Genomic DNA, 20,057 nt, shown 5'->3' with positions numbered 1-20,057 from the left:
TGTTAGGCTTTTTTATAACTATAAATCAAGGATAGAAGATGAAAATTCTAAAAGATTTAATTTACGCTGACACACATAATTATAAGGGTATCGTTCACCATCAGTTTGCAGATTTGGCACATTTATTTAGTCGTTTACAAGACTCTCGTACTGAACAAGGTGGTGCATCATTGGCTGTATATTATGGTCAAGAAAAAGTGGTTGATATTTATGTTGGAAAAAAGTCTTCGAGTGAAGAGTGGTCAGAAGACACGATGGCGATGTGCTATTCCACCGGAAAGGGGATCTTAGCGACTTTGTCGCATATTCTAGTGAGTGAAGGGAAATTAGACTATCGTCAACCCATAGCGGATTATTGGCCAGAATTTGCTGAACATGGAAAATCTAAGATTACTTTGGCTGACGTATTAAGTCACCGTAGTGGTTTATATGATGTTAGAAATGTCATTGCTCAAGCATCTGAAATGGCAGACTGGGATCACATGCTCAATGTGATGGCTAGCGCGACACCACGTTTTAAACCCAATTCAAATTATGCATATCAAGCACTTACGTATGGCTGGTTATTAGGAGGGCTGATTGAAAAAGCGACTCAGCAAAATCTTTCTGAGCTGATGAATCAATATTTAGTAGAACCACTTCAATTAGATGGTGCCTATTTTGGTGTCCCTCAGGATCAACTTTCAAGAATAGCCAAACCTCTAGAAAAAAGAAATATTGAAAAAAAGTCATCAACTACTCAAGTTGCACAACAAAAGAAGAAAAAACAGAAAGTTTCATTTTCGGATCGTATCATTCAATATTCTGGTCAAAATCCTGATGATTTTATAGATGCAATGATTCCAAAGGGAATGAAGGGGTTTAGCTTTTTTGATGATCTTGTTCTGACTCAACCCATTCCTGCTGCTAATGGTGTCTTTACAGCCAGAAGTTTAGCGAAAATCTATGCCATGATGGCGCACTATGGTCAGTTCGAATCAAGACAATTTATCAAGCCACTTGTATTCAAACAACTTTCGCAAATTCAAAGCTATGATCGAGACAAGGTGATGCCAATACCTATGCATTGGCGTTTGGGTTATCACAGAGTTATCACGCTGGGTAAAAGTGCAAAAAATGGATTTGGTCATATGGGCTACAACGGATCAGGGGCTTGGTGTGATCCTGAAAGAAAATTAAGCTTTGCCTATACCCATAATTATCCTGTTGGGTCAATTACAGGGGATTATCGTTTGTGGAGTTTATCGCAAGAGGCATTGAGATGTGTGGATCACATTAATAATGGTAAAAAGGGATGGTTTTAACATTTACAAAGGAGAATTTGTATTTATAATGTATACTAACTTTAACTAAAATAAATAAATAGTGACATGATGAATAAAAAAATTACCTTTTTACTAATGGGTTGTTTGATGAGTGGTGTTGTGGCAAGTACAGTACTTACACCAAACCAAAATCAGCAAAGCGGTCAGATTCCGAGCGGTTATGCTGAATTAGAATTTAAATTGGGTGATGGAAATTGGACGAAGCAAATCTATCTGCCAAACAATCCAAAAAATAATGACAAGATTAGAATTTCTTCATCGGCGGGATATACGGCATATCTAGATACTTCCAATATAGATATTCCACTTGAATCAATTCAAATCAATAGAGGAAACACATTCGACTTTATTTATAGTGAATCTTTAAAAAAATGGCGAATCAACAGTACACCTAGTGCCATTGTCGATAATTCAAGTGTACAAAATATTATATCTAATCAACAAATAATACAGCGAGTTCATCTAAAAGATGGCGCTTGGGCAAAGAAAATAGTATTGCCGAGCGATGTAACTAACAATACAGTAATGTTGATTGAATCTGATGCAGGCTGGGATTCATCAATTGATACAACAAATCTTCTTTTTTCGAGTAATTTTAATTTAAAAAAAGGAGATCGCTATTGGTTTGTATTTAATCAAAAACTAAAAAAATGGGTTCCTGAATATATCAAGCCGAGGCAAATAAATGTTAGTTCAGTGGGTACTCAGTTAAATAAAACCGATAGCCCTTTAACTGAAATTATTTTTGGTGATGGAAACTGGGTGTCACAATTTACGTTACCAAGTTCAGCATATGACCGTGATCGTGTGATCGTGAAGTCGACTGCAACATGGGAAGCTACTATTTCAAATCAGAATGTCAATACCTCAGCAACTTTAAAACTAAATAGAGGTGATCGATATGAATTTATGTTTGTAAAAGAATTAGCGAAGTGGATTTTAGTTTCTGCACCAGAACGTGTGATACAAGCGAAAGATTTAAATAATCAAAAAGTTCCTGATCCTAAACAACCAGTGACACGTGTTAAGTTGGCAAATGGAAATTGGCAATCAGTAATTAATTTACCTGATCGTGCTCAAATCAATGACAAGATAATCATAAGTTCTGGAGCGGCGTGGAGCAGCACAATTCAGGCATCCAATAATTTACGACAAACGATTCAAACTGGTGAAACACAACGTTTTGTCTATACATCTCAAGGATGGCAAGCTGATAGTTCAACGATTGACATGCTTTTGGTGAGTAGTCCTGCTGTTGCAGAGAAATTAGGTGCAAATGCAGCGAAAATTAGATTGATTGAAGGCTTTGACCTAACCAATGTGTCTGCAGAGAATTCAAATGCCAAGTTTTATCTACGCAACGTTGGTTATCTGCAATATAAAACACCAGGTTCTAAAACATTAAACAATGTCCTTGATATTGGTCGTGTGGACAAAGTTATTCAGAATGAGCGTAATCGCTTAAAAGCTGATGCTGTATATTATGAAGGTGATGAAGAAGGCTGTGGTTTAGCTTACTTACTTGTAAACCCTAACTCCAATTATATGATCGGTAGTGGAAGTATTAACTGTGGAATCACGGTTTTAAGACATGAATTCGGTCATAATATGGGGGTGGATCATCATGATACCGCTGGACCAGCACGTGGTTTGGAGCATCCTTTGGGTAGTACGATTATGGGAGGTAATAGTATCTCTTATTTCTCAAGCCCAGATTTATTCCATCCAAAGTATGGATACCAATTAGGGGGTACGAATGATCGTGATGCTGTCACTATGATTAATAAAAATGCTAAAGCAGTGTCGCTATTCAAATAATCTATGAAAGTAATTTATATTTTATTGGGTGTAGCAGTTTTTGTGACTGCTACATTTACGTTATATCTAAAACCCGAAAAAGACAAACCATCTGCAAGCTTACAGCAGCATCAAGTTGAAAATGAACTGGGTCAAAATGTTTATGCTCATGACGAACGCCTTAAAAATAAGAATGAGTCATCGAGTTCTCATCTGATGCCTGAGCTTATGCCTGTACTAGAACAAAATGTTGAACGGCATATGATTCTTCCACAAAGTTTTCAGCATCGGGCTGACACGGGTTATTTATTTAAGTTTAGCCCTGATCAAGTGGCGAGCATGAAAGAGGGCAGTAAATTTCCCTTGAAACTTTTGCAATTTGGTATCAATCGTGTGGCCGAAATTACTGAGATTGAACAAGTTGAGGATGGAATTGTGAGATATAAGGGGCAATTTGAGGATTATCCTGCTGATCTAAACTATTTTACGATTACTCAAAGTATTGAAGATCAATATGCAATTATTAAAGTTTATACAGATAAAGGGTCATATTTTGCTGAAGTAATTAAAGGGATTGGACTCGCTTACCCTGATCAAGTTTTACATGATGATGGGTTTCACGTGCACCAACATACGCATTGATTCATATGCAGACTTGAGATATGGTAATTTTCACAAAATTGTTAAAATTGATTTGTGATTATGCGCCGTAGTACTGTAATCCCATTCGTTTTGATATCGTCGATTCATATGGCTTCTTGCGATCAGCCCACGCAATCAAATCAACTCTTGAAACAGAATGATTCAATAAAAAATCAAGTAACACCTCAATATATTGGTTTATATCAAGGTACTACGCCATGTATGGGGTGTTTTTCGCGTTGTGATGATTGTCCTGGTATGGCTGTTGATTTACAACTTAACGCAGACCAAACGTATGTTTTATCACGATTAAGTCTAAGCGGTCATAACCAAGCAGAAGAAATCAAAGGTCAGTTCAAATTCATTAATACTGAGAAGTCTTTGATTCAATTAAACGGTGTTCCAACCAGAAATATCATTCTTGTCGATTTGGTCAACAAAATGCTACAAATTCGTATCGATGGGACTGGTGTGGAATACGAAAATTTTGATGATTTTAGTTTGAATTTAACAAGTTAAATTTTCCCAAGAAAAAAGAGTTGGGTTTAAATTGTTTTTTGAATGTATGAATGATCTGTAACGCATTCACTCTTGCCAAAAAAAACAGTATGCTTAGTCCTGTAATTAGGGAGCATTCATGTATCAGGTTCTTGCGCGTAAATATCGTCCACGTAATTTTTTAGAATTGGTTGGTCAAAACCATGTGTCGCGTGCATTAACCAGTGCTTTAGAGCGTGGTCGACTGCATCATGCTTATCTTTTTACGGGGACGCGTGGCGTTGGTAAAACAACGATTGCAAGGATTCTTGCTAAATGTCTGAACTGTGAAACAGGTGTAACATCTACACCGTGTGAAGTATGCCCAACGTGTACCGCAGTCAATGAAGGTCGATTTATAGACTTAATTGAAATTGACGCAGCATCCCGAACCAAAGTTGAGGATACACGAGAATTATTGGATAACGTACCTTATGCACCAACGCAAGGTCGTTTTAAAGTGTATCTCATTGATGAAGTACACATGCTGTCCACACATTCTTTCAATGCTTTACTCAAGACACTTGAAGAACCGCCTGAACATGTCAAATTTTTATTTGCGACGACAGATCCTCAAAAACTTCCAATTACTGTTATTTCACGTTGTTTGCAATTTACTTTACGCCCATTGGCGGTTGATGAAATCACTTCACATCTCACACAAATTTTAACTAAAGAATCAATTAATGCGGAAGCTGATGCGATTTGGCAGATCGCTGAGTCAGCACAAGGTTCTTTACGTGATGCACTGTCGCTAACAGATCAAGCAATTGCATATGGGCAAGGTGCGATTCACCACCAAGATGTGAAAGAAATGCTGGGTTTGATTGATCGCACGATTATTTTCGACCTTATTTTGGCGATACATCAAAATCAACGTGCTAAAGTCAGTGCTTTATTACTCCAATTCCGTCAACAAGCACTTGATGTTTCTTTGGTGTTGGATCAACTCATTTCAACTTTACATGAGTTGGCTTTACTCCAATACTTACCAGACTTGAGTTTAAAATATAGTGCTGAGATTAATCAGAAAATTATGCAGCTTTCGAGCATGATTTCTGCTCAAGATCTACAATTGTATTATCAAATTGCATGTAAAGGTCGTGCTGAATTACAAATTGCAGTGACTCAAGAGCAAGGCTTTGAAATGTGTGTGCTCAGGTTGCTGGCATTCCGCCCCATGGCGAATAATGAGCAGCTGACCACTCAAGCACCTCCAGAACAATCAAATGTCTTAAAAGAAGCTGAAAATTTCAATCAGATTTCGACAGAGAATTCAGAATCTATATCGACTGATCATCAAGAGGCAGGATCGAAAATCAGTTCGCCTGAGAATAATACGAGTTCGATTCAGCGTAGTCGTGATGTAAATGATGAGGAAAATACGGATCTAATCTTATTTCAGCAGATGATGGCATCAGATGATGAGGCTGTTCCTACGGAGTCAGTTCATCCTGAAAAATCTGAATCTGAAAGCTTGCATTCAACAGAATTAAATCATGCGGATGATGTCGGTCAGTCTGTATCTGTTGAAGTGAAACAAGAGAATTTAACCAACTCTGTGGTAGGCAGTGGGGAGATTGAGCTGACTTCATTTGGAGCAAGCTTTAATTCAGAGCCTGTTAAATCTTCTATTGTTGATCAAGACAATATTTTCTTTTTAGAGCCTAAGCCAAGTGAACATTCTGCTGAAAGCGCTGAATTGTCAGTTCAAGAAGAAGGATCATCGAATGGCACTCATTGCCCAAGTCTAGATTTACTTGATGAGAATAAAAATGTTGTCGCAGATGCTGGCTTAAAAGGTTTAATGCCTCAAGATATTTTAAGGCTTGAGCCTGTCGAATTGGTAGGTGAATGGGATACTCAAAAGTGGGAATATTGGTTCAGAAATAGTCCATTAACACCTGCGGTACAAGAATTAGCACAACAAGGTCTTATGCAAGGTCAAATTGATGGAACATGTGAATTCTATATCCCTGCAAAATACGAAGCTTTATTGCACTCACTCATTCCGAGTTTAGAAGCAGCACTCAAGCAATCATTTTCAAAATCTCAATTAATCGTAAAATACAACGAACCAAACGGTGAGACGCCTTTCGATCTGCAGGAAAAGCGTAAGCAAAAGGCATATCGACGTGCTGAAGAATTGATTCATCAAGAACCCGTCGTGGAAGACTTGTTAAAAATTTTCGGCGGTGAGCTACATAATATTCAGCTTAAGTCTTAAGTTGATTTCGTCATAAACGTAGTTAAGGCTTCGCGTATTGAGTTTGGTAATTCAATACTTTTACGAGAGTCACGGTCGACAAATACATGCACAAAATAACCTTGAGCAGCAGGCTCTGATTGATTTTTCTTAAATATTGAAATGCTATACGTCACTGAAGATCGTCCAATCTTTTCGATAGCGACAGCAACATCAATCACTTCGGGGTAGGATAGTTCAGAAAAATATGTACATTTTGATTCAACAACGAGTCCAATGATAGGCGAAGTTTTAAAGTCAAATAGTGCGTGTTGAATAAGTAGCGCATTTGCGGCGGTGTCAAAGTAGCTGTAATAAGTGACGTTATTGACATGCCCATACACGTCATTATCAGCCCAACGGGTTTGGATGGGAAAAAAGAATTGATAGTCTGCTCTAGTTTTTTTTGAAATAGTTGTCATATTTTATTCAGAAAGTTGATTAAAGATTTCGAGTCATTTAATGATAAATTGCTTGGTAGATGCTTAAAGCATCAGCATAGCTTAGAGCTCTAGGATTGTTCTGTAAGAGGCGCGTTTGTTGCATCGCATCATTAGCTAACATCTCTAAATCTGATTCTTGTACACCTAGCTCATTGAGTTTTAAGCTCAACCCACTCTGGCTAACATGCCTTTCCATATGATCTATAAATAAATCACATAAGCCATCAGTATTGCCTTTGCTATATGGGTCAATCCATTGCATCAGTTCAGCATAGTATTTCTTCGCTTGAGGTGCATTGAATTTCAGTGTTTCAACAAGCACGATTGCATTGGTATGACCATGCGATAAGTGATAATGCCCGCCCAAAGGATAGGCAAGCGCATGAACCGCTCCAACAGGAGCATTTGCAAATGCTTGTCCAGCCAACATAGAGCCTAAGAGCATTTTTTGGCGCGCTTCTAGGTTTTGGGGTTGCTCTAGAACAAGTTTTAAATTTTGATTCAATAAATCCAATGCTTGTCTAGCGAGTAAATCAGAATAGAAATTTTTCTTTAGTTTTGAGGTGTAGGCTTCAATTGCATGCACCATTGCATCAATTCCTGTTGCTGCAGTGATGTGAGCCGGAAGACCTTGAGTAAAAGTGGCATCTAAAATGGCAGTATCCGCATACAGAACGGGTGAAACAATTCCTGTTTTTGTTGTTTTGCCTGTAGTGACAATAGAGATTGGTGTAACTTCAGAACCCGTACCTGCAGTTGTAGGCACTAAGATGAGTGGTAATCGTGGCGGTTGAGCTTGATTGACGCCATATAACTCAGAAATCGTTTGGGTTTGATTGGGGTGTGAAAGTACGGCAATAACTTTTGCCACGTCTAAAGAGCTACCACCGCCAAAACCAATGACTGCATCAATGTGTAAACGTATTGCTTCATCTACTGCATTTAAGATGACTTCCTCAGGAGGGTCTGCAACGACATCGGAAAAAATACTGAACTCAGTCCCAGTAGCGTTGAAAATGTGAAGAATAGGTTGGTGGAGGTGATGATCAATCATTCCTTGATCTGTGACGAGAAGAACTTTATTAAATCGATGTTGTTTTAAAATTGAGCCAAGCTGTTGAATACTCCCTAAACCAGAAATAATATTCCCGACAGTTTGAAATTGAAATTGGCTCATCACACATCCTTTTTGCGCTTTAAATAAGATTATTGTTTTACAGTTCTATAGGATTCACTCCTTAAATAACTTAACATATGCACTGCGAAAGTATATGTATTTTTGAGGCGAAGATGACGACGAAAATGCCATACAAAATTTTATGTGTATGTTTAGGAAATATTTGTCGTTCCCCAACAGCAGAAGTGGTAATGAAACACTTTGCTGATTTAGAAAAATTAAATATTCAAGTTGATTCAGCTGGAACCAGTAATTACCACCCAAACAAAGCGCCTGATCATCGAAGTCAAAAGCACGCATTGAAACGAGGATATGATTTATCTTCATTACGTGCGAGACAGATTCGTATTGAAGACTTTCAGGAATTTGATTTAATCTTGGCGATGGATCATGAAAACCTAGTCAATATTCAGAAACTGCAAGCTGAAGCAGCGCAAATATTTCAAAACCATGAACTGCGAGCAAAAATAGAGCTCATGAGTGCCAAGGATCCTTCATATTTAAATCAACCCGTACCAGATCCTTACTATGGTGGAGATGATGGCTTTGAGTTGGTCTTAGATCAATGTGAGTCGAACAGTAAAGCATGGATTAGTTACTTAAAACCAATGTTGCAGCAGTCAAACGTTGAGTAAGATGAAAATATGATTGATATTCAAACCAATATACAACTCCAGTCTTTCAATACGTTGAATTTAAATGCTGTTGCATCCCATTATTGTATTGTTCGATCTCTTCAAGATTTGCGAGAAGCAATTCAATTTGGTGAGCAAGCTCAATTAAACATGATGATACTTTCTGGGGGGAGTAATATGCTGCTTCCCGAGTATTTAGATGCTTTAGTTGTTCAATTACATTTAGATGATCTTGTCCTGCTTGCTGAAGATGATACCAATGTCACAATTCGAGTAGGTGCTGGACGTCACTGGCATGAGTTCGTGCTATGGACAACAGAGCAAGGTTTCTATGGATTGCAAAATCTCGCATTGATTCCAGGGTGGGTGGGTGCTGCACCTGTTCAGAACATCGGTGCCTATGGTGTTGAAGTCGGTGAATTTATTGAATTTGTAGAGGCTTTTGATCGTACTAAAAATGTAATCGTTCAAATCCAAGCGAGTGATTGTCATTTTTCATATCGACACAGCATTTTTAAAGATCACCCTGAGCGGTTTGTTATTACTGCGGTCATCTTTAAATTACTTAAACAGCCACAACTCAAAATGAATTATGGAGATTTAAAAGCTGCGATGGGCGATGACATTACGCCATATAATTTACAGCAACAAGTGATCAAAATTCGTCAAAGTAAACTCCCAGATCCTGCAGAATATCCAAATGCAGGGAGCTTTTTTAAAAATCCGATTTTAATTAAAACGAAATTTGAGGAAGTTTTACGGCTTCATCCCACGATTCCACACTATCCTCAAGCGGATGGTTCTGTAAAAGTTGCAGCTGGTTGGTTGATTGACCAATCAGGCTGGAAAGGAAAAAAATTAGGAAAAGTGGGAATGTTTGATCGACAGGCTTTAGTTTTAGTCAATTACGCCGATGCATCTCTCACAGATGTGCAAGCAACCTATCGCTCTGTGCAGCAAGATGTGTTAAATAAGTTTGGTATTTTATTAGAACCTGAGCCTGTTTTGTTCGATCAAAAAGGTTCTATTCAATCTCATTTGGTTTAAAAAGGACAATATGTCTAGAAAACATTGGATGGTGACAACGGTGCGTATGATGGCGATCATATTCGCACTTTTGGGCTGTCTCATGGTTTTCTGGTATACACCATTTTATTCAGCACTTGTTGTGAAATCACTTCACGCATTTGTACCTATCAAAGTTGACGAAATTGCGGCCAAGAGCCAGCAAATGGCAGCGTTAACTGATAAGGAGGATTTGGAGCCTGGTTCAAGGCTGTGGATTGCAAGACAAGCTTATCTCAAACTTATTGAAGAACAATTGAATGATCAAGGGGCTGAACAGCTTGCTGAAATTCAAACTCGCTATGTTTTATTAAAACAAAAAATTAAAGATGAATTGCTTATAGATGCAAATACAAAGAATGAAACTAAAGAGGATGTTGTCTTCGCAATTGATCAGCCTGATTTAGCCAGTGATGTTGCCATAAGCCAAACTGATTCAACAAACTCATCCATCAATGAAGAAAAAAATCAGCGCTTGGCTTTAATGGAAAAATATGAATTTTTCCTTAGAAATCATCCCTTAGAAGAAGACGAGGTTCAAACATTAGATCCGCAAATCTACAAAGATATCGCGTTGATTCAAAATGAAAATAAAACTTTATCAAATCAACAGGATAAACCTTATGCGATAGTAGTGTTGGGTGGTGGGTTGACGCTAGGGGATAATAAAATTGATATCGTAGTTAATGATTATACACGCTCTAGACTAGAAAAAACACTTGAGATTGAGAAGCAAACGGATTTACCTATTGTGTTGAGTGGTGTTGAAGCACCGTACATGCAAGCTTGGCTAGCATCGCGTGGCGTAGAAGCGAATCTATTAGAGCAACGCAGCATGAATACCTGTGAGAATACACGCTTTAGTTCATTATTATTACAAAAAAAAGGAGGAGCGCCGACAGTGATTCTGATTACCGATCGTTATCATATGACACGTACACGACGTCTTTTTGCTTTGAACGGTATCAAGACAATTCCTGTTGAAGCGCCCATGCCTACAATGCTGACAACATGGCGTCCTAGCCAATTAAATTACGATCACAGTCGTCGTGCAAATTATGAATTACTTGCCACGATCAGAGATGTAATGTTTGGCTCTAGCGGTTGTCGGGAGGTGCCATAATGTCTGATATTCCATTTCTGAATCCAAATGTGTTGAAACAACTCGATTTACCCATTCCGAATCGAGAACAAACACCTTTAAGATTGGAACCATTAAATTTAAATCGACCTTATTCTCCTTCGAAAGAGATTCAAGCTTATCGTCATCTTTACGCACTTGATCGTCTTGAAGCGAATTATTGGCAGGGTTATATCAAAATGCCTTTGTTCAAACTTCATGTGCAGGTGTATCAACCTCGCATAGAGCAGGTGAAAGGTACTGTATTCTTATTGCATGGCTATTTGGAACACAGTGGGATTTACCAACCAATTATTGGTGAATTGCTGGATCAAGGGTTTAGTGTTTTAACTTATGACTTGCCTGGACATGGGTTAAGTGATGGGAATGCTGCCAGCATTCAGAACTTTGATCATTATCAGCAAGTACTCCATGCGGTTCACCAATATGTAAAACAAGCGGATCAATTGCCTAAACCATGGCTAGGTATCGGACAGAGTACTGGTGGTGCAATTTGGATGCATCATTTGTTGGAGTTTGCTGAACAACGTAAAAATCCAATTGTAGAACGCGTATTGCTCTTGTCGCCGTTAGTCAGACCTGCAAAAACAGCATGGTGGCATAATCCAGTAGGCTTAGGCATCATTCGCCGTATCAAACGTGAAGTTCCAAGACATTTTAAGCGCAATAATCACAACCCTGAATTTTTAAGATTTGTACGTCTAAAAGATCCATTACAACCGCGTATGATGGGGATGGATTGGATATTAGCAATGTCAAAGTGGATGTTGGAAATGGAAAATCGACCTGCATGCCGAATTCCAGTATGGCTCGCTCAAGGTGCCCAAGATCAAACCGTAGACTGGCGTTATAATATCGAATTTATTCGCAGAAAGTTTCGCCTCCAGACCTTGCTTATGCTAGAGGAGGGATCCCATCAGTTGATCAATGAGCGTGCTGATATACGGGCAGCATTAACGGGTCTAATCCCAGCGTTCTTGCATGCTCAAAGTCATAAAGGATACTTTTAAAATAAAGGTGCTGATTTCAGCACCTTTTTGATGAAACTAGAATTTGCTGGCATCTGCCAAATTCCACATTCTGAAATAGAAATTTTCTTCGTCTTTATCTTTACAGTTCAATAGTTGACCCGATTCTAACCAAAAATGTAATTGAGCATAATTTTTGATTTCACGATCATTTATACGTTGCGCGAGATGATGAGCTTTAATTTCACTCGGATGATTTAAACCTGCAGCTGCTATCATTTCTGCTAGTGCATGTAATGTATTTTTGTGGAAATTATAAACACGTTCTGCTTTCGTTGGTACATGGACTGCTTTTTGGCGCTCAGCATCTTGTGTTGCTACCCCAACTGGACACTGATTGGTATGGCAACTTTGAGCTTGGATACAACCGACAGCAAACATAAATCCACGAGCTGAATTCACCCAATCTGCACCTAAGGCAAAGGTACTTGCAATATCAAAAGCACTAATGATTTTACCACTTGCACCAATTTTTACTTTATCTCTTAATCCAGCACCTACTAAGGTATTGTGTGCAAACAATAGAGCTTCACGCAGAGGTGTACCGATATTATCGCTAAATTCAATCGGTGCAGCACCGGTTCCACCTTCTGATCCATCTACGACGATAAAATCAGGAACAATATTGGTTTCAAGCATCGCTTTGACAATACTCATAAATTGCCAAGGCTGTCCGATACATAATTTGAATCCAACAGGTTTACCACCTGATAGTTCACGTAACTTTTGAATAAAATACATCATTTCAATCGGTGTATTAAAGCTAGGGTGGCTTGGCGGGGAAATACAATCGCGATCACGAGGAACACCACGAATTTTCGAAATTTCTTCTGTAATCTTATGTTTGGGTAAAATACCGCCGTGACCTGGTTTTGCACCTTGAGACAGTTTTAGCTCAATCATTTTGATATTGGGATGTTTAGCTTGAGCTTTAAATTTTTCAGGATCAAATAGACCTTCTTCAGTTCGACAACCAAAATATCCACTGGCGATTTGCCAAACAATATCTCCATTATTTTCAAGATGGTAGGGGCTTAGGCTTCCTTCGCCAGTATCATGATAGAACTGACCCATGTGGGCACCGAGATTAAGTGCGCGTATTGCATTAGCACTTAAACTCCCAAAACTCATTGCTGAGATATTCATGATTGATGCACTATAAGGTTGAGCGCACTGATCATTACCCACTTTAATACGGAAGGTGCTGGTATCAGCTGGGAGTTTCGGTGCAAGAGAGTGGGTAATGAAACGATAGTCCTCTTGATATACATCAATAATTGAACCAAAAGGCTTATCAGCATTTTCATTCTTTGCACGCTGATAAACTAAGCTACGTTGCATTCTTGAAAAGGGTAAAGCGTCTTGGTCTGATTCAATAAAATATTGACGAATTTCGGGTCTGAAATCTTCAAATAAGAAGCGAAAATGCCCCATGATTGGGTAGTTCTTCAAAATTGAATGTTTATTTTGAAGTACATCATATAGGCCTAAGACACTGAGTAAACTGGTCAGTAGCCAAATAATATTAATGACACTGTCGGATAGAAAATAATAAATATAATGGGGACTGTAAAATAGCCTAAGCCACGTAATACTCAGGGCGATGATAATACATGCGAACCATACAGAATGTCTTGAAAAAAAAGTGTTCAGTAATTTATGTCTTATTGCTTGAGCAGGACTTGCCATTTTTATTTTCCATCGTTCTTTACTGTAATTACCTTACGAACTTCTATGGAATCAGACAAGTAGTGAATTGTTAGCTTACAGCTGTAAGCTAACAATTTATATTTATGGGTTTAGTTTTCTTCCGAAGGTAGCAACATAATGATCGAACTGTTCAAAAGTTCTGCGAGATCTTCAAGAATATGTTGATCATATAAACTTTCATCTAAAGCGATCATTTCACCATCAGCGATACGTTTTAAATGAGGTTTAAATTCTTCGGAGATACATAAGCGCTCTCCATTCGCCCAAAAGTTAAGTTCATCATTGAAGTTGCTATAAAGCAAACGTGAAGCAGGTTCGATTTTTAATAAATAACCTTCTTCAAGTGCTTCTTCTAAATCACCTGTTCCAATTTCGTCATTTTCTGGAATATTGTTAGGATAACCAGGTTGCGAAGCGAGACACATGATGGCTTCATTTAGCATATGAGGATTTTGCAGTTGAGCTAAAAGTTGTTCGCGCAAATAGCTAAGCTCATGATCTGAAATTTCGCCGACAGCAGTGCTGGCAGAGCGAGTGACATCTAATAATGGTTTTTTCAGTTGCTCTTGTTCTGAGAAAGAATCACCAAGACTATCCATCATGTCTGAGATATTTGGCATGCGGAACCCGAAAGAATAGGTTAAACACTCATCTTCAGCTACGCCATAATGAGAAAGACCTGGTGGGACGTATAGTAAATCGCCCGGCGCCAAAATTTCATCAAAATGAACTTCCATTTCTTGCAAAAGTTTTAAAGGCTGACCTGCAACGAGTGCCGTCTGTTCATCACACATTTGCCCTAATTGCCAACGGCGATGTCCGTAACCTTGAACTAAAAATACATCATAAAAATCGAAGTGCTTACCGACAGAACCACCTTGTGGTGCGTAAGATACCATAATATCTTCACGACGCCATTGAGGAATAAAAGGAAATTTTTTCCATAACTCAGCAAGATCAAACGAATAGTGATCGACCGCTTGAACGAGTAATGTCCATAATTTTGGCATTTTTTGGAAGTCTGCTTTGAGCAGTGGCGATGACTTCACATTCCATTGATTAGGGTCACGATCTTTTTGTTTGATCAAACGTGCAGTCACGTTTTCATCGAGTGCAAGCTCCATAACATCATTGGGTTCAAGTAAACCCACAATTTCAGGAACTGCATTACGAACGAGGAGCGGTTTTTTTTGCCAATATTCCGTAAGGAATTGTTCAGCGCTAATACCGCCGAGAACGTCTAAAGTTTGGGACATAATAAGGACTACAATTTAGTTTGGCTTATTGTCCCTTGAACGATGCAAGTTCTGCAAGTGACACGGCTTTAAAAGCGCATGTTTTCTTGCTTATGGATGATACAAATGAATATAAAAAAATGAATATAGCAGTTTTAAAGAAATAATTAATTTACACTTTGAGGGAATTTCATATCGTATAAAAGCCATTATGTTAAATGAGGCAGATTTATTGAATCAAATATTAACTAAACTAATCATCATCAAAAGGGCTTTCAGCACCAAAACTATTTATACAAGCTTTGGATGTATATAGAAGCCCACCTCCTGAAGAATGAATGCTGACCAAGAAGTCTTTTGTTTCGAAAATTTCAGGAGGGGGTATAAGGTATATTTTTTCTTGAACTACAAATCTGTAGACTAAGTTAAGTAAAAAAAGTGCGCTAGCTGAGTATAATAGATTTTTTAAGTTCGCGAGATTTCTATTAATTTCACGATCATGCTTAATTTTATTATGGTGATTCCACCATAAAATTGTTTCATCGCTATCTATCTTATCAAATGGAGTGAATTTTAAAGATGCATATTTAATTTGTACGTCAGACGTTAAGAGAGATAGACTTTGTAGTTGTGTTTCATCTTTATAGTATTCACGAAAATCTCTAAAGTTGAATGAATTACCAATATTAGATGTACAAGCTTTAAAAATAGCTTCAATTTCTGAACAAATTGTAAGATACAAATTCATTATTTCTATAGAAAAAGTTTCATTGTTTCTAATGTCAAAATCTACGTGAGTACTAAATTCTTTTAGTTTTTTTCTATATGTAGAAATCTATTCCAGTAGTTATCATGCATATGTATCCCCCTAAAGATAGTATCCAAAATTAAAAAAAAATTTAAGAATGATAACTTAAACTAAGATAATGGATGTTATACAAAGTTTCTTAACTTGGTTCATGTAATTCATATTCTTAACTTGAAATGAACAACCCAAATATGATCATTTGAACTTTTTTACAATTTCTATGTTTTGAGATCGCTTATCGATCAATTTTCCACAGCTTTGTGTAGATAAATTAATTTAGCTCAATTGTAATTATTTGAGTTAAAAATAGGGTTTTCATTTCATTCATCTGTTGTTAGTAACAAATAATTCCAAAAAACCGAGTCATTTAACTCGGTCTTATTTATTAATAAGCAACTTATCAAGGCACTAGAATTTTTAATTCACGTAAAATCTTACATAATTGAATCATCGGCATGCCCATTAAAGTTGTTTGATCCTGCCCAATCATTTCTTCAAATAAGCTAATGCCTAAACTTTCACATTTGAAACTTCCAGCACATTGTAAAGGTTGTTCAAGTGCGACATAACGCTGAATTTCTTCCAAATTTAAATGCCTAAATTTGACCTTGTAATGTTCAACAATGGTTTCTTCAAACCCAGATGAAGCGTGTTGAACACTCAATGCAGTACTGAAATAAACAATTTTTCCTGAATTTGCTTGAAGCTGTTTGATTGCTTTTTCAGTAGATAAAGGTTTTCCAATAAATATATCAGGTGCGCCTTCACGCCAAGCTACCTGATCAGAACCAATAACGATCGCATCTGGATATTTCTCAGCAAAATATTTTGCTTTTTCATATGCAAGTCGATAAGCAAGATCATCGGCATGGCTTTCCCCACGCGGAGTCTCATCGATATCGGGTGATATTTGTTCAAAATCGATATGTAATCGATTAAGTAATTCCTTACGTGTCTGACTGCCAGAAGCTAAAATAATTCTTGCTGACGTTGAAGCAACATGATGATTCATTACACTGAGAATTCCATTAAAATGTCGATCGGGACATAAGCAAGAACCGACTGATGACAAGCCTGAAGTTTTAAATTCGGTGCCATATCATTCTGATAAGCTTCAACCCAGCGCGTCACACAAATACACCAGAAATCACCAGGTTTTAAACCAGGAAAACCAACTTCGGGTAGTGGTGTTGTCAAATCATTCCCAATTCGTTGCGAGAAACTTAAGAATTCTGACGTCATTTCGGCACAGACTGTATGTTGACCTAAATCAGAGGGTGCAGTGTGGCAAAAACCATTTCTGAAATATCCTGTGATAGGATCAAAACAACAACTGGCGAGCGGTTCGCCGAAAACATTTAAACGATTAATACTTGGATCTGGATGGATAGACATAGCAACACTTTGTGGTTCGACTCCATCTATCATAATCAAATCTAAAGATTTCTACAGCTTTTCTGAAATTTTACTCACCTTTTTTAGCATAATCATTTAGAATCTATGCGGTTTTGATATCTATAAAGTGAGCTATACATGAACTTTCAGCGTATGACTGACCTCGATTTAGCAGGTAAACGTGTTCTGATCCGTGAAGACTTAAACGTTCCTGTTAAAAATGGTGTGATTACGAGTGATGCACGTTTACGCGCTGCATTACCAACAATTAAAGCCGCTCTTGAAAAAGGCGCAGCAGTAATGGTTTATTCTCACCTTGGTCGTCCAGTTGAAGGTGAGCCTAAAGCTGAACAATCACTTGCACCTGTTGCTGCCTACTTAACTGAAGCATTGGGTCAAGAAGTTAAATTACTCACTGAATATTTGGATGGTGTTGAAGTTGCACCAGGCCAAGTTGTGTTACTTGAAAACTGTCGCTTTAACACAGGCGAAAAGAAAAATAATCCAGAGTTGGCAGCAAAATATGCAGCACTTTGTGATGTGTTTGTGATGGATGCATTTGGTACTGCACATCGTGCAGAAGCATCAACAGAAGGTGTGGCTCGTCTTGCTAAAGTTGCTGCAGCAGGTCCATTACTTGCAGCTGAATTAGATGCACTTGGTCGTGCACTTCAGACGCCTGAAAAACCAATGGTTGCTATTGTAGCGGGTTCAAAAGTATCGACTAAACTGGATGTTTTAACATCGTTATCAGATATTTGTGATCAGCTCATTGTCGGTGGTGGTATAGCGAATACATTCTTAGCAGCTGCGGGCTATAACGTTGGTAAATCACTTTGTGAAAATGACTTAATCGATACAGCTAAAGCAATTGCTGCAAAAGTATCGGTTCCATTGCCAACAGATGTTGTTGTTGCTGACGCATCAGAAATTAACTTTGATGACTTCCTTGGCTCATTAGCGGCAGCAAAAGCCGTAGTGAAAAAAGTTGAAGATGTTGCTGACAATGACATGATTCTTGATGTTGGTCCAGAAACAGCTCAAGCATTTGCTGAAATTTTAAAAACTTCAAAAACAATTCTTTGGAATGGTCCAGTAGGCGTATTTGAGGTTGATCAATTTGGTGAAGGCACGAAAGCGCTATCTTTAGCGATTGCAGAATCTGAAGGTTTCTCTATCGCAGGTGGTGGTGATACTTTAGCTGCGATTGATAAGTATGAAGTGGCTGACAAAATTGGTTATATCTCAACAGGTGGTGGTGCTTTCCTTGAATTTGTAGAAGGCAAGACATTACCAGCAGTTGCTGTTCTACTAGAACGCGCTTAATTGGATTTGAGAAAAAAGACCTTCTAAGAAGGTCTTTTTTTATGACTAATTTTCGTCATGAAAATGAAATAATTTTGAAATATTATGATCATAATCTGATTTATCATGCGGAATAACATCATGAAATTACAATTAGGCGTATTTGCGCTATTGGCTGCTACTCTTGCAATGACGGCTTGTTCTAAACAAGAAAGTGCACCAGCTGCAGATCAAACATCAACATCAGAAGTTGCTGTTGAAGCATCAGATATTAGTGCTGAACAACAAGCGGCTATCGATGCTATTGATCAGCCATTACAAGATGAAAATAATACTGATGTTCCTGAAGAAGTTGCAAATGCACCTGCTGATCAAGCAACGGCGGAGTGATTTTCTACTTCAATAAGTATTAAATTGAAAATCTCCCTGCAATTGCAGGGATTTTTTATGAAATACTGTCAATTGTTGCTGAATTGAAACACAGGTCAGGTTAGAATATGGAGCATTACCTGGGAGGAAATTATGGCTCTTATTTCAATGCGCCAGCTCTTGGATCACGCCGCAGAACATAGTTACGGCGTACCAGCGTTTAACGTAAACAACTTAGAACAAATGCGCGCGATTATGTTAGCCGCAGATGAAACAAATTCACCTGTTATTGTTCAAGCATCTGCTGGTGCTCGTAAATATGCTGGTGCTCCATTCTTACGCCATCTTATTTTGGCGGCAATCGAAGAATGGCCACACATTCCAGTTGTGATGCACCAAGACCATGGTACTGATCCTGACGTTTGCCAACGCTCAATCCAATTGGGCTTTTCATCTGTAATGATGGATGGTTCATTAGGTGCAGATGGTAAAACACCAACAACTTATGATTACAACGTAGATGTAACTCGTCGTGTTGTTCAAATGGCACATGCGTGTGGTGTATCTGTAGAAGGTGAGATTGGTTGTCTAGGTAGCCTTGAAACTGGTTTAGCTGGTGAAGAGGATGGTGTGGGCGCTGAAGGCGTTCTAGATCATTCACAACTCCTTACTTCGGTTGAAGAAGCTACCCAATTTGTCGCTGATACTAACGTTGATGCGTTAGCAATTGCGGTTGGAACTTCACACGGCGCTTATAAATTTACGCGTCCACCTACAGGTGATATTTTAGCGATCGATCGTATTAAAGAGATCCACGCTGCACTTCCAAATACTCATCTTGTAATGCATGGTTCAAGTTCAGTTCCACAAGAATGGTTAGCGATTATTAACCAATACGGTGGTGACATCAAAGAAACTTACGGTGTTCCTGTTGAGCAGTTGGTTGAAGCAATTAAACACGGTGTACGTAAAATCAATATCGACACTGACTTACGTTTAGCTTCAACAGGTGCTATGCGTCGTATGATGGCTGAAAAACCAAGTGAATTTGATCCACGTAAATTCTTTGCTCAAACTGTTGAAGCAATGAAGCAAATCTGTGTAGATCGTTATACTGCATTTGGTACAGCAGGTCATGCTGACAAGATTCGTCCAATTTCTTTAGAGAAAATGGTAGATCGTTATAAATAATTAATAAAA

General features: G+C 38.2%; 19 protein-coding genes. 12 read left to right on the top strand and 7 right to left on the bottom strand.

Features of this window, described 5'->3' with window-relative positions; genetic code table 11:
- Positions 1–44 precede the first annotated feature (44 nt).
- From AC1M9P_RS11195 to dnaX, 5 genes are all read left to right on the top strand, one after another.
- Positions 45–1,304, top strand: a complete 1,260-nt coding sequence (locus tag AC1M9P_RS11195) for a serine hydrolase domain-containing protein (protein WP_481587690.1) — start codon at positions 45–47, stop codon at positions 1,302–1,304.
- Between the two features lie 108 nt (positions 1,305–1,412).
- Positions 1,413–3,143 (top strand): metalloendopeptidase CpaA, encoded by a 1,731-nt coding sequence (gene cpaA / locus AC1M9P_RS11190; protein ID WP_481587642.1) that lies wholly within the window; start codon positions 1,413–1,415, stop codon positions 3,141–3,143.
- A gap of 3 nt (positions 3,144–3,146) precedes the next feature.
- Positions 3,147–3,764 (top strand): metalloprotease secretion chaperone CpaB, encoded by a 618-nt coding sequence (gene cpaB, locus AC1M9P_RS11185; RefSeq protein ID WP_481587641.1) that lies wholly within the window; start codon positions 3,147–3,149, stop codon positions 3,762–3,764.
- 60 nt (positions 3,765–3,824) lie between these two features.
- Positions 3,825–4,283: a copper resistance protein NlpE N-terminal domain-containing protein gene (locus AC1M9P_RS11180; protein ID WP_481587640.1), complete on the top strand. Its 459-nt coding sequence runs from the start codon at positions 3,825–3,827 to the stop codon at positions 4,281–4,283.
- Positions 4,284–4,401: 118 nt separating this feature from the next.
- Positions 4,402–6,528, top strand: a complete 2,127-nt coding sequence (gene dnaX, locus AC1M9P_RS11175; protein WP_481587639.1) for a DNA polymerase III subunit gamma/tau — start codon at positions 4,402–4,404, stop codon at positions 6,526–6,528.
- On the opposite strand, the gene AC1M9P_RS11170 is transcribed toward dnaX, so the two are convergent.
- Both AC1M9P_RS11170 and AC1M9P_RS11165 read right to left on the bottom strand, forming a co-directional pair.
- Complete coding sequence (locus AC1M9P_RS11170) at positions 6,525–6,968, bottom strand: acyl-CoA thioesterase (protein ID WP_092767801.1); 444 nt, start codon at positions 6,966–6,968, stop codon at positions 6,525–6,527. The two genes, dnaX and AC1M9P_RS11170, sit on opposite strands and share 4 nt — an antisense overlap.
- A 37-nt stretch (positions 6,969–7,005) precedes the next feature.
- Positions 7,006–8,166 (bottom strand): iron-containing alcohol dehydrogenase, encoded by a 1,161-nt coding sequence (locus AC1M9P_RS11165; protein WP_481587638.1) that lies wholly within the window; start codon positions 8,164–8,166, stop codon positions 7,006–7,008.
- Between the two features lie 113 nt (positions 8,167–8,279).
- Between AC1M9P_RS11165 and AC1M9P_RS11160 the strand changes: the two genes are divergently transcribed.
- The 4 genes from AC1M9P_RS11160 to AC1M9P_RS11145 are packed head-to-tail and all read left to right on the top strand — an operon-like array spanning position 8,280 to position 12,017.
- Positions 8,280–8,801, top strand: a complete 522-nt coding sequence (locus AC1M9P_RS11160; protein WP_035266050.1) for a low molecular weight protein-tyrosine-phosphatase — start codon at positions 8,280–8,282, stop codon at positions 8,799–8,801.
- 12 nt (positions 8,802–8,813) lie between these two features.
- Entirely contained in the window at positions 8,814–9,848 is a 1,035-nt protein-coding gene (murB, locus tag AC1M9P_RS11155) for a UDP-N-acetylmuramate dehydrogenase (RefSeq protein WP_035266127.1), read from the top strand.
- Between the two features lie 10 nt (positions 9,849–9,858).
- Positions 9,859–10,989, top strand: a complete 1,131-nt coding sequence (locus AC1M9P_RS11150) for a YdcF family protein (protein WP_035266048.1) — start codon at positions 9,859–9,861, stop codon at positions 10,987–10,989.
- Positions 10,989–12,017: an alpha/beta hydrolase gene (locus tag AC1M9P_RS11145; protein WP_035266046.1), complete on the top strand. Its 1,029-nt coding sequence runs from the start codon at positions 10,989–10,991 to the stop codon at positions 12,015–12,017. Before AC1M9P_RS11150 ends, AC1M9P_RS11145 begins: the two co-directional genes overlap by 1 nt.
- Positions 12,018–12,053: 36 nt before the next feature.
- On the opposite strand, the gene AC1M9P_RS11140 is transcribed toward AC1M9P_RS11145, so the two are convergent.
- The 5 genes from AC1M9P_RS11140 to AC1M9P_RS11120 form a co-directional block, all read right to left on the bottom strand.
- Entirely contained in the window at positions 12,054–13,724 is a 1,671-nt protein-coding gene (locus tag AC1M9P_RS11140; protein ID WP_481587637.1) for an FMN-binding glutamate synthase family protein, read from the bottom strand.
- Positions 13,725–13,834: 110 nt separating this feature from the next.
- Positions 13,835–15,001 carry a ribosomal protein uL16 3-hydroxylase gene (locus tag AC1M9P_RS11135; protein ID WP_035266042.1) on the bottom strand — a complete coding sequence of 389 codons (1,167 nt, stop codon included), beginning with the start codon at positions 14,999–15,001 and terminating at the stop codon, positions 13,835–13,837.
- A gap of 232 nt (positions 15,002–15,233) precedes the next feature.
- Complete coding sequence (locus AC1M9P_RS11130; protein ID WP_481587636.1) at positions 15,234–15,728, bottom strand: hypothetical protein; 495 nt, start codon at positions 15,726–15,728, stop codon at positions 15,234–15,236.
- A gap of 460 nt (positions 15,729–16,188) precedes the next feature.
- Positions 16,189–16,800, bottom strand: a complete 612-nt coding sequence (locus AC1M9P_RS11125; protein ID WP_035269175.1) for a Maf family protein — start codon at positions 16,798–16,800, stop codon at positions 16,189–16,191.
- Positions 16,800–17,183 (bottom strand): DUF2237 family protein, encoded by a 384-nt coding sequence (locus tag AC1M9P_RS11120; protein ID WP_035269188.1) that lies wholly within the window; start codon positions 17,181–17,183, stop codon positions 16,800–16,802. Before AC1M9P_RS11120 ends, AC1M9P_RS11125 begins: the two co-directional genes overlap by 1 nt.
- A gap of 138 nt (positions 17,184–17,321) precedes the next feature.
- Here AC1M9P_RS11120 and AC1M9P_RS11115 point away from each other — a divergent pair, with 138 nt between their 5' ends.
- From AC1M9P_RS11115 to fba, 3 genes are all read left to right on the top strand, one after another.
- Positions 17,322–18,509, top strand: coding sequence for a phosphoglycerate kinase (locus AC1M9P_RS11115; RefSeq protein WP_035269172.1), 1,188 nt, complete (start codon positions 17,322–17,324; stop codon positions 18,507–18,509).
- A 120-nt stretch (positions 18,510–18,629) separates the two neighbouring features.
- Positions 18,630–18,878, top strand: a complete 249-nt coding sequence (locus AC1M9P_RS11110) for a hypothetical protein (protein ID WP_481587635.1) — start codon at positions 18,630–18,632, stop codon at positions 18,876–18,878.
- Between the two features lie 132 nt (positions 18,879–19,010).
- The gene (gene fba / locus AC1M9P_RS11105) at positions 19,011–20,048 is read left to right on the top strand and encodes a class II fructose-bisphosphate aldolase (protein WP_035269168.1); all 1,038 of its coding nucleotides are present in this window, start codon (positions 19,011–19,013) and stop codon (positions 20,046–20,048) included.
- The last annotated feature ends 9 nt before the right edge of the window (positions 20,049–20,057 follow it).

It is taken from the genome of Acinetobacter sp. 25-47-122, assembly GCF_056779695.1.
This window is presented reverse-complemented; position numbering and strand designations above follow the sequence as displayed.

Bases quoted from the DNA above. Each gene is read 5' to 3' on its own strand.
- cpaA (WP_481587642.1), top strand. From the start codon at position 1,413: ATGAGTGGTGTTGTGGCAAGTACAGTACTTACACCAAACCAAAATCAG.
- cpaB (WP_481587641.1), top strand. From the start codon at position 3,147: ATGAAAGTAATTTATATTTTATTGGGTGTAGCAGTTTTTGTGACTGCT.
- AC1M9P_RS11180 (WP_481587640.1), top strand. From the start codon at position 3,825: ATGCGCCGTAGTACTGTAATCCCATTCGTTTTGATATCGTCGATTCAT.
- dnaX (WP_481587639.1), top strand. From the start codon at position 4,402: ATGTATCAGGTTCTTGCGCGTAAATATCGTCCACGTAATTTTTTAGAA.
- AC1M9P_RS11170 (WP_092767801.1), bottom strand. From the start codon at position 6,968: ATGACAACTATTTCAAAAAAAACTAGAGCAGACTATCAATTCTTTTTT.
- AC1M9P_RS11165 (WP_481587638.1), bottom strand. From the start codon at position 8,166: ATGAGCCAATTTCAATTTCAAACTGTCGGGAATATTATTTCTGGTTTA.
- AC1M9P_RS11160 (WP_035266050.1), top strand. From the start codon at position 8,280: ATGACGACGAAAATGCCATACAAAATTTTATGTGTATGTTTAGGAAAT.
- AC1M9P_RS11150 (WP_035266048.1), top strand. From the start codon at position 9,859: ATGTCTAGAAAACATTGGATGGTGACAACGGTGCGTATGATGGCGATC.
- AC1M9P_RS11145 (WP_035266046.1), top strand. From the start codon at position 10,989: ATGTCTGATATTCCATTTCTGAATCCAAATGTGTTGAAACAACTCGAT.
- AC1M9P_RS11140 (WP_481587637.1), bottom strand. From the start codon at position 13,724: ATGGCAAGTCCTGCTCAAGCAATAAGACATAAATTACTGAACACTTTT.
- AC1M9P_RS11135 (WP_035266042.1), bottom strand. From the start codon at position 15,001: ATGTCCCAAACTTTAGACGTTCTCGGCGGTATTAGCGCTGAACAATTC.
- AC1M9P_RS11130 (WP_481587636.1), bottom strand. From the start codon at position 15,728: ATGAATTTGTATCTTACAATTTGTTCAGAAATTGAAGCTATTTTTAAA.
- AC1M9P_RS11125 (WP_035269175.1), bottom strand. From the start codon at position 16,800: ATGAATCATCATGTTGCTTCAACGTCAGCAAGAATTATTTTAGCTTCT.
- AC1M9P_RS11120 (WP_035269188.1), bottom strand. From the start codon at position 17,183: ATGTCTATCCATCCAGATCCAAGTATTAATCGTTTAAATGTTTTCGGC.
- AC1M9P_RS11115 (WP_035269172.1), top strand. From the start codon at position 17,322: ATGAACTTTCAGCGTATGACTGACCTCGATTTAGCAGGTAAACGTGTT.
- AC1M9P_RS11110 (WP_481587635.1), top strand. From the start codon at position 18,630: ATGAAATTACAATTAGGCGTATTTGCGCTATTGGCTGCTACTCTTGCA.
- fba (WP_035269168.1), top strand. From the start codon at position 19,011: ATGGCTCTTATTTCAATGCGCCAGCTCTTGGATCACGCCGCAGAACAT.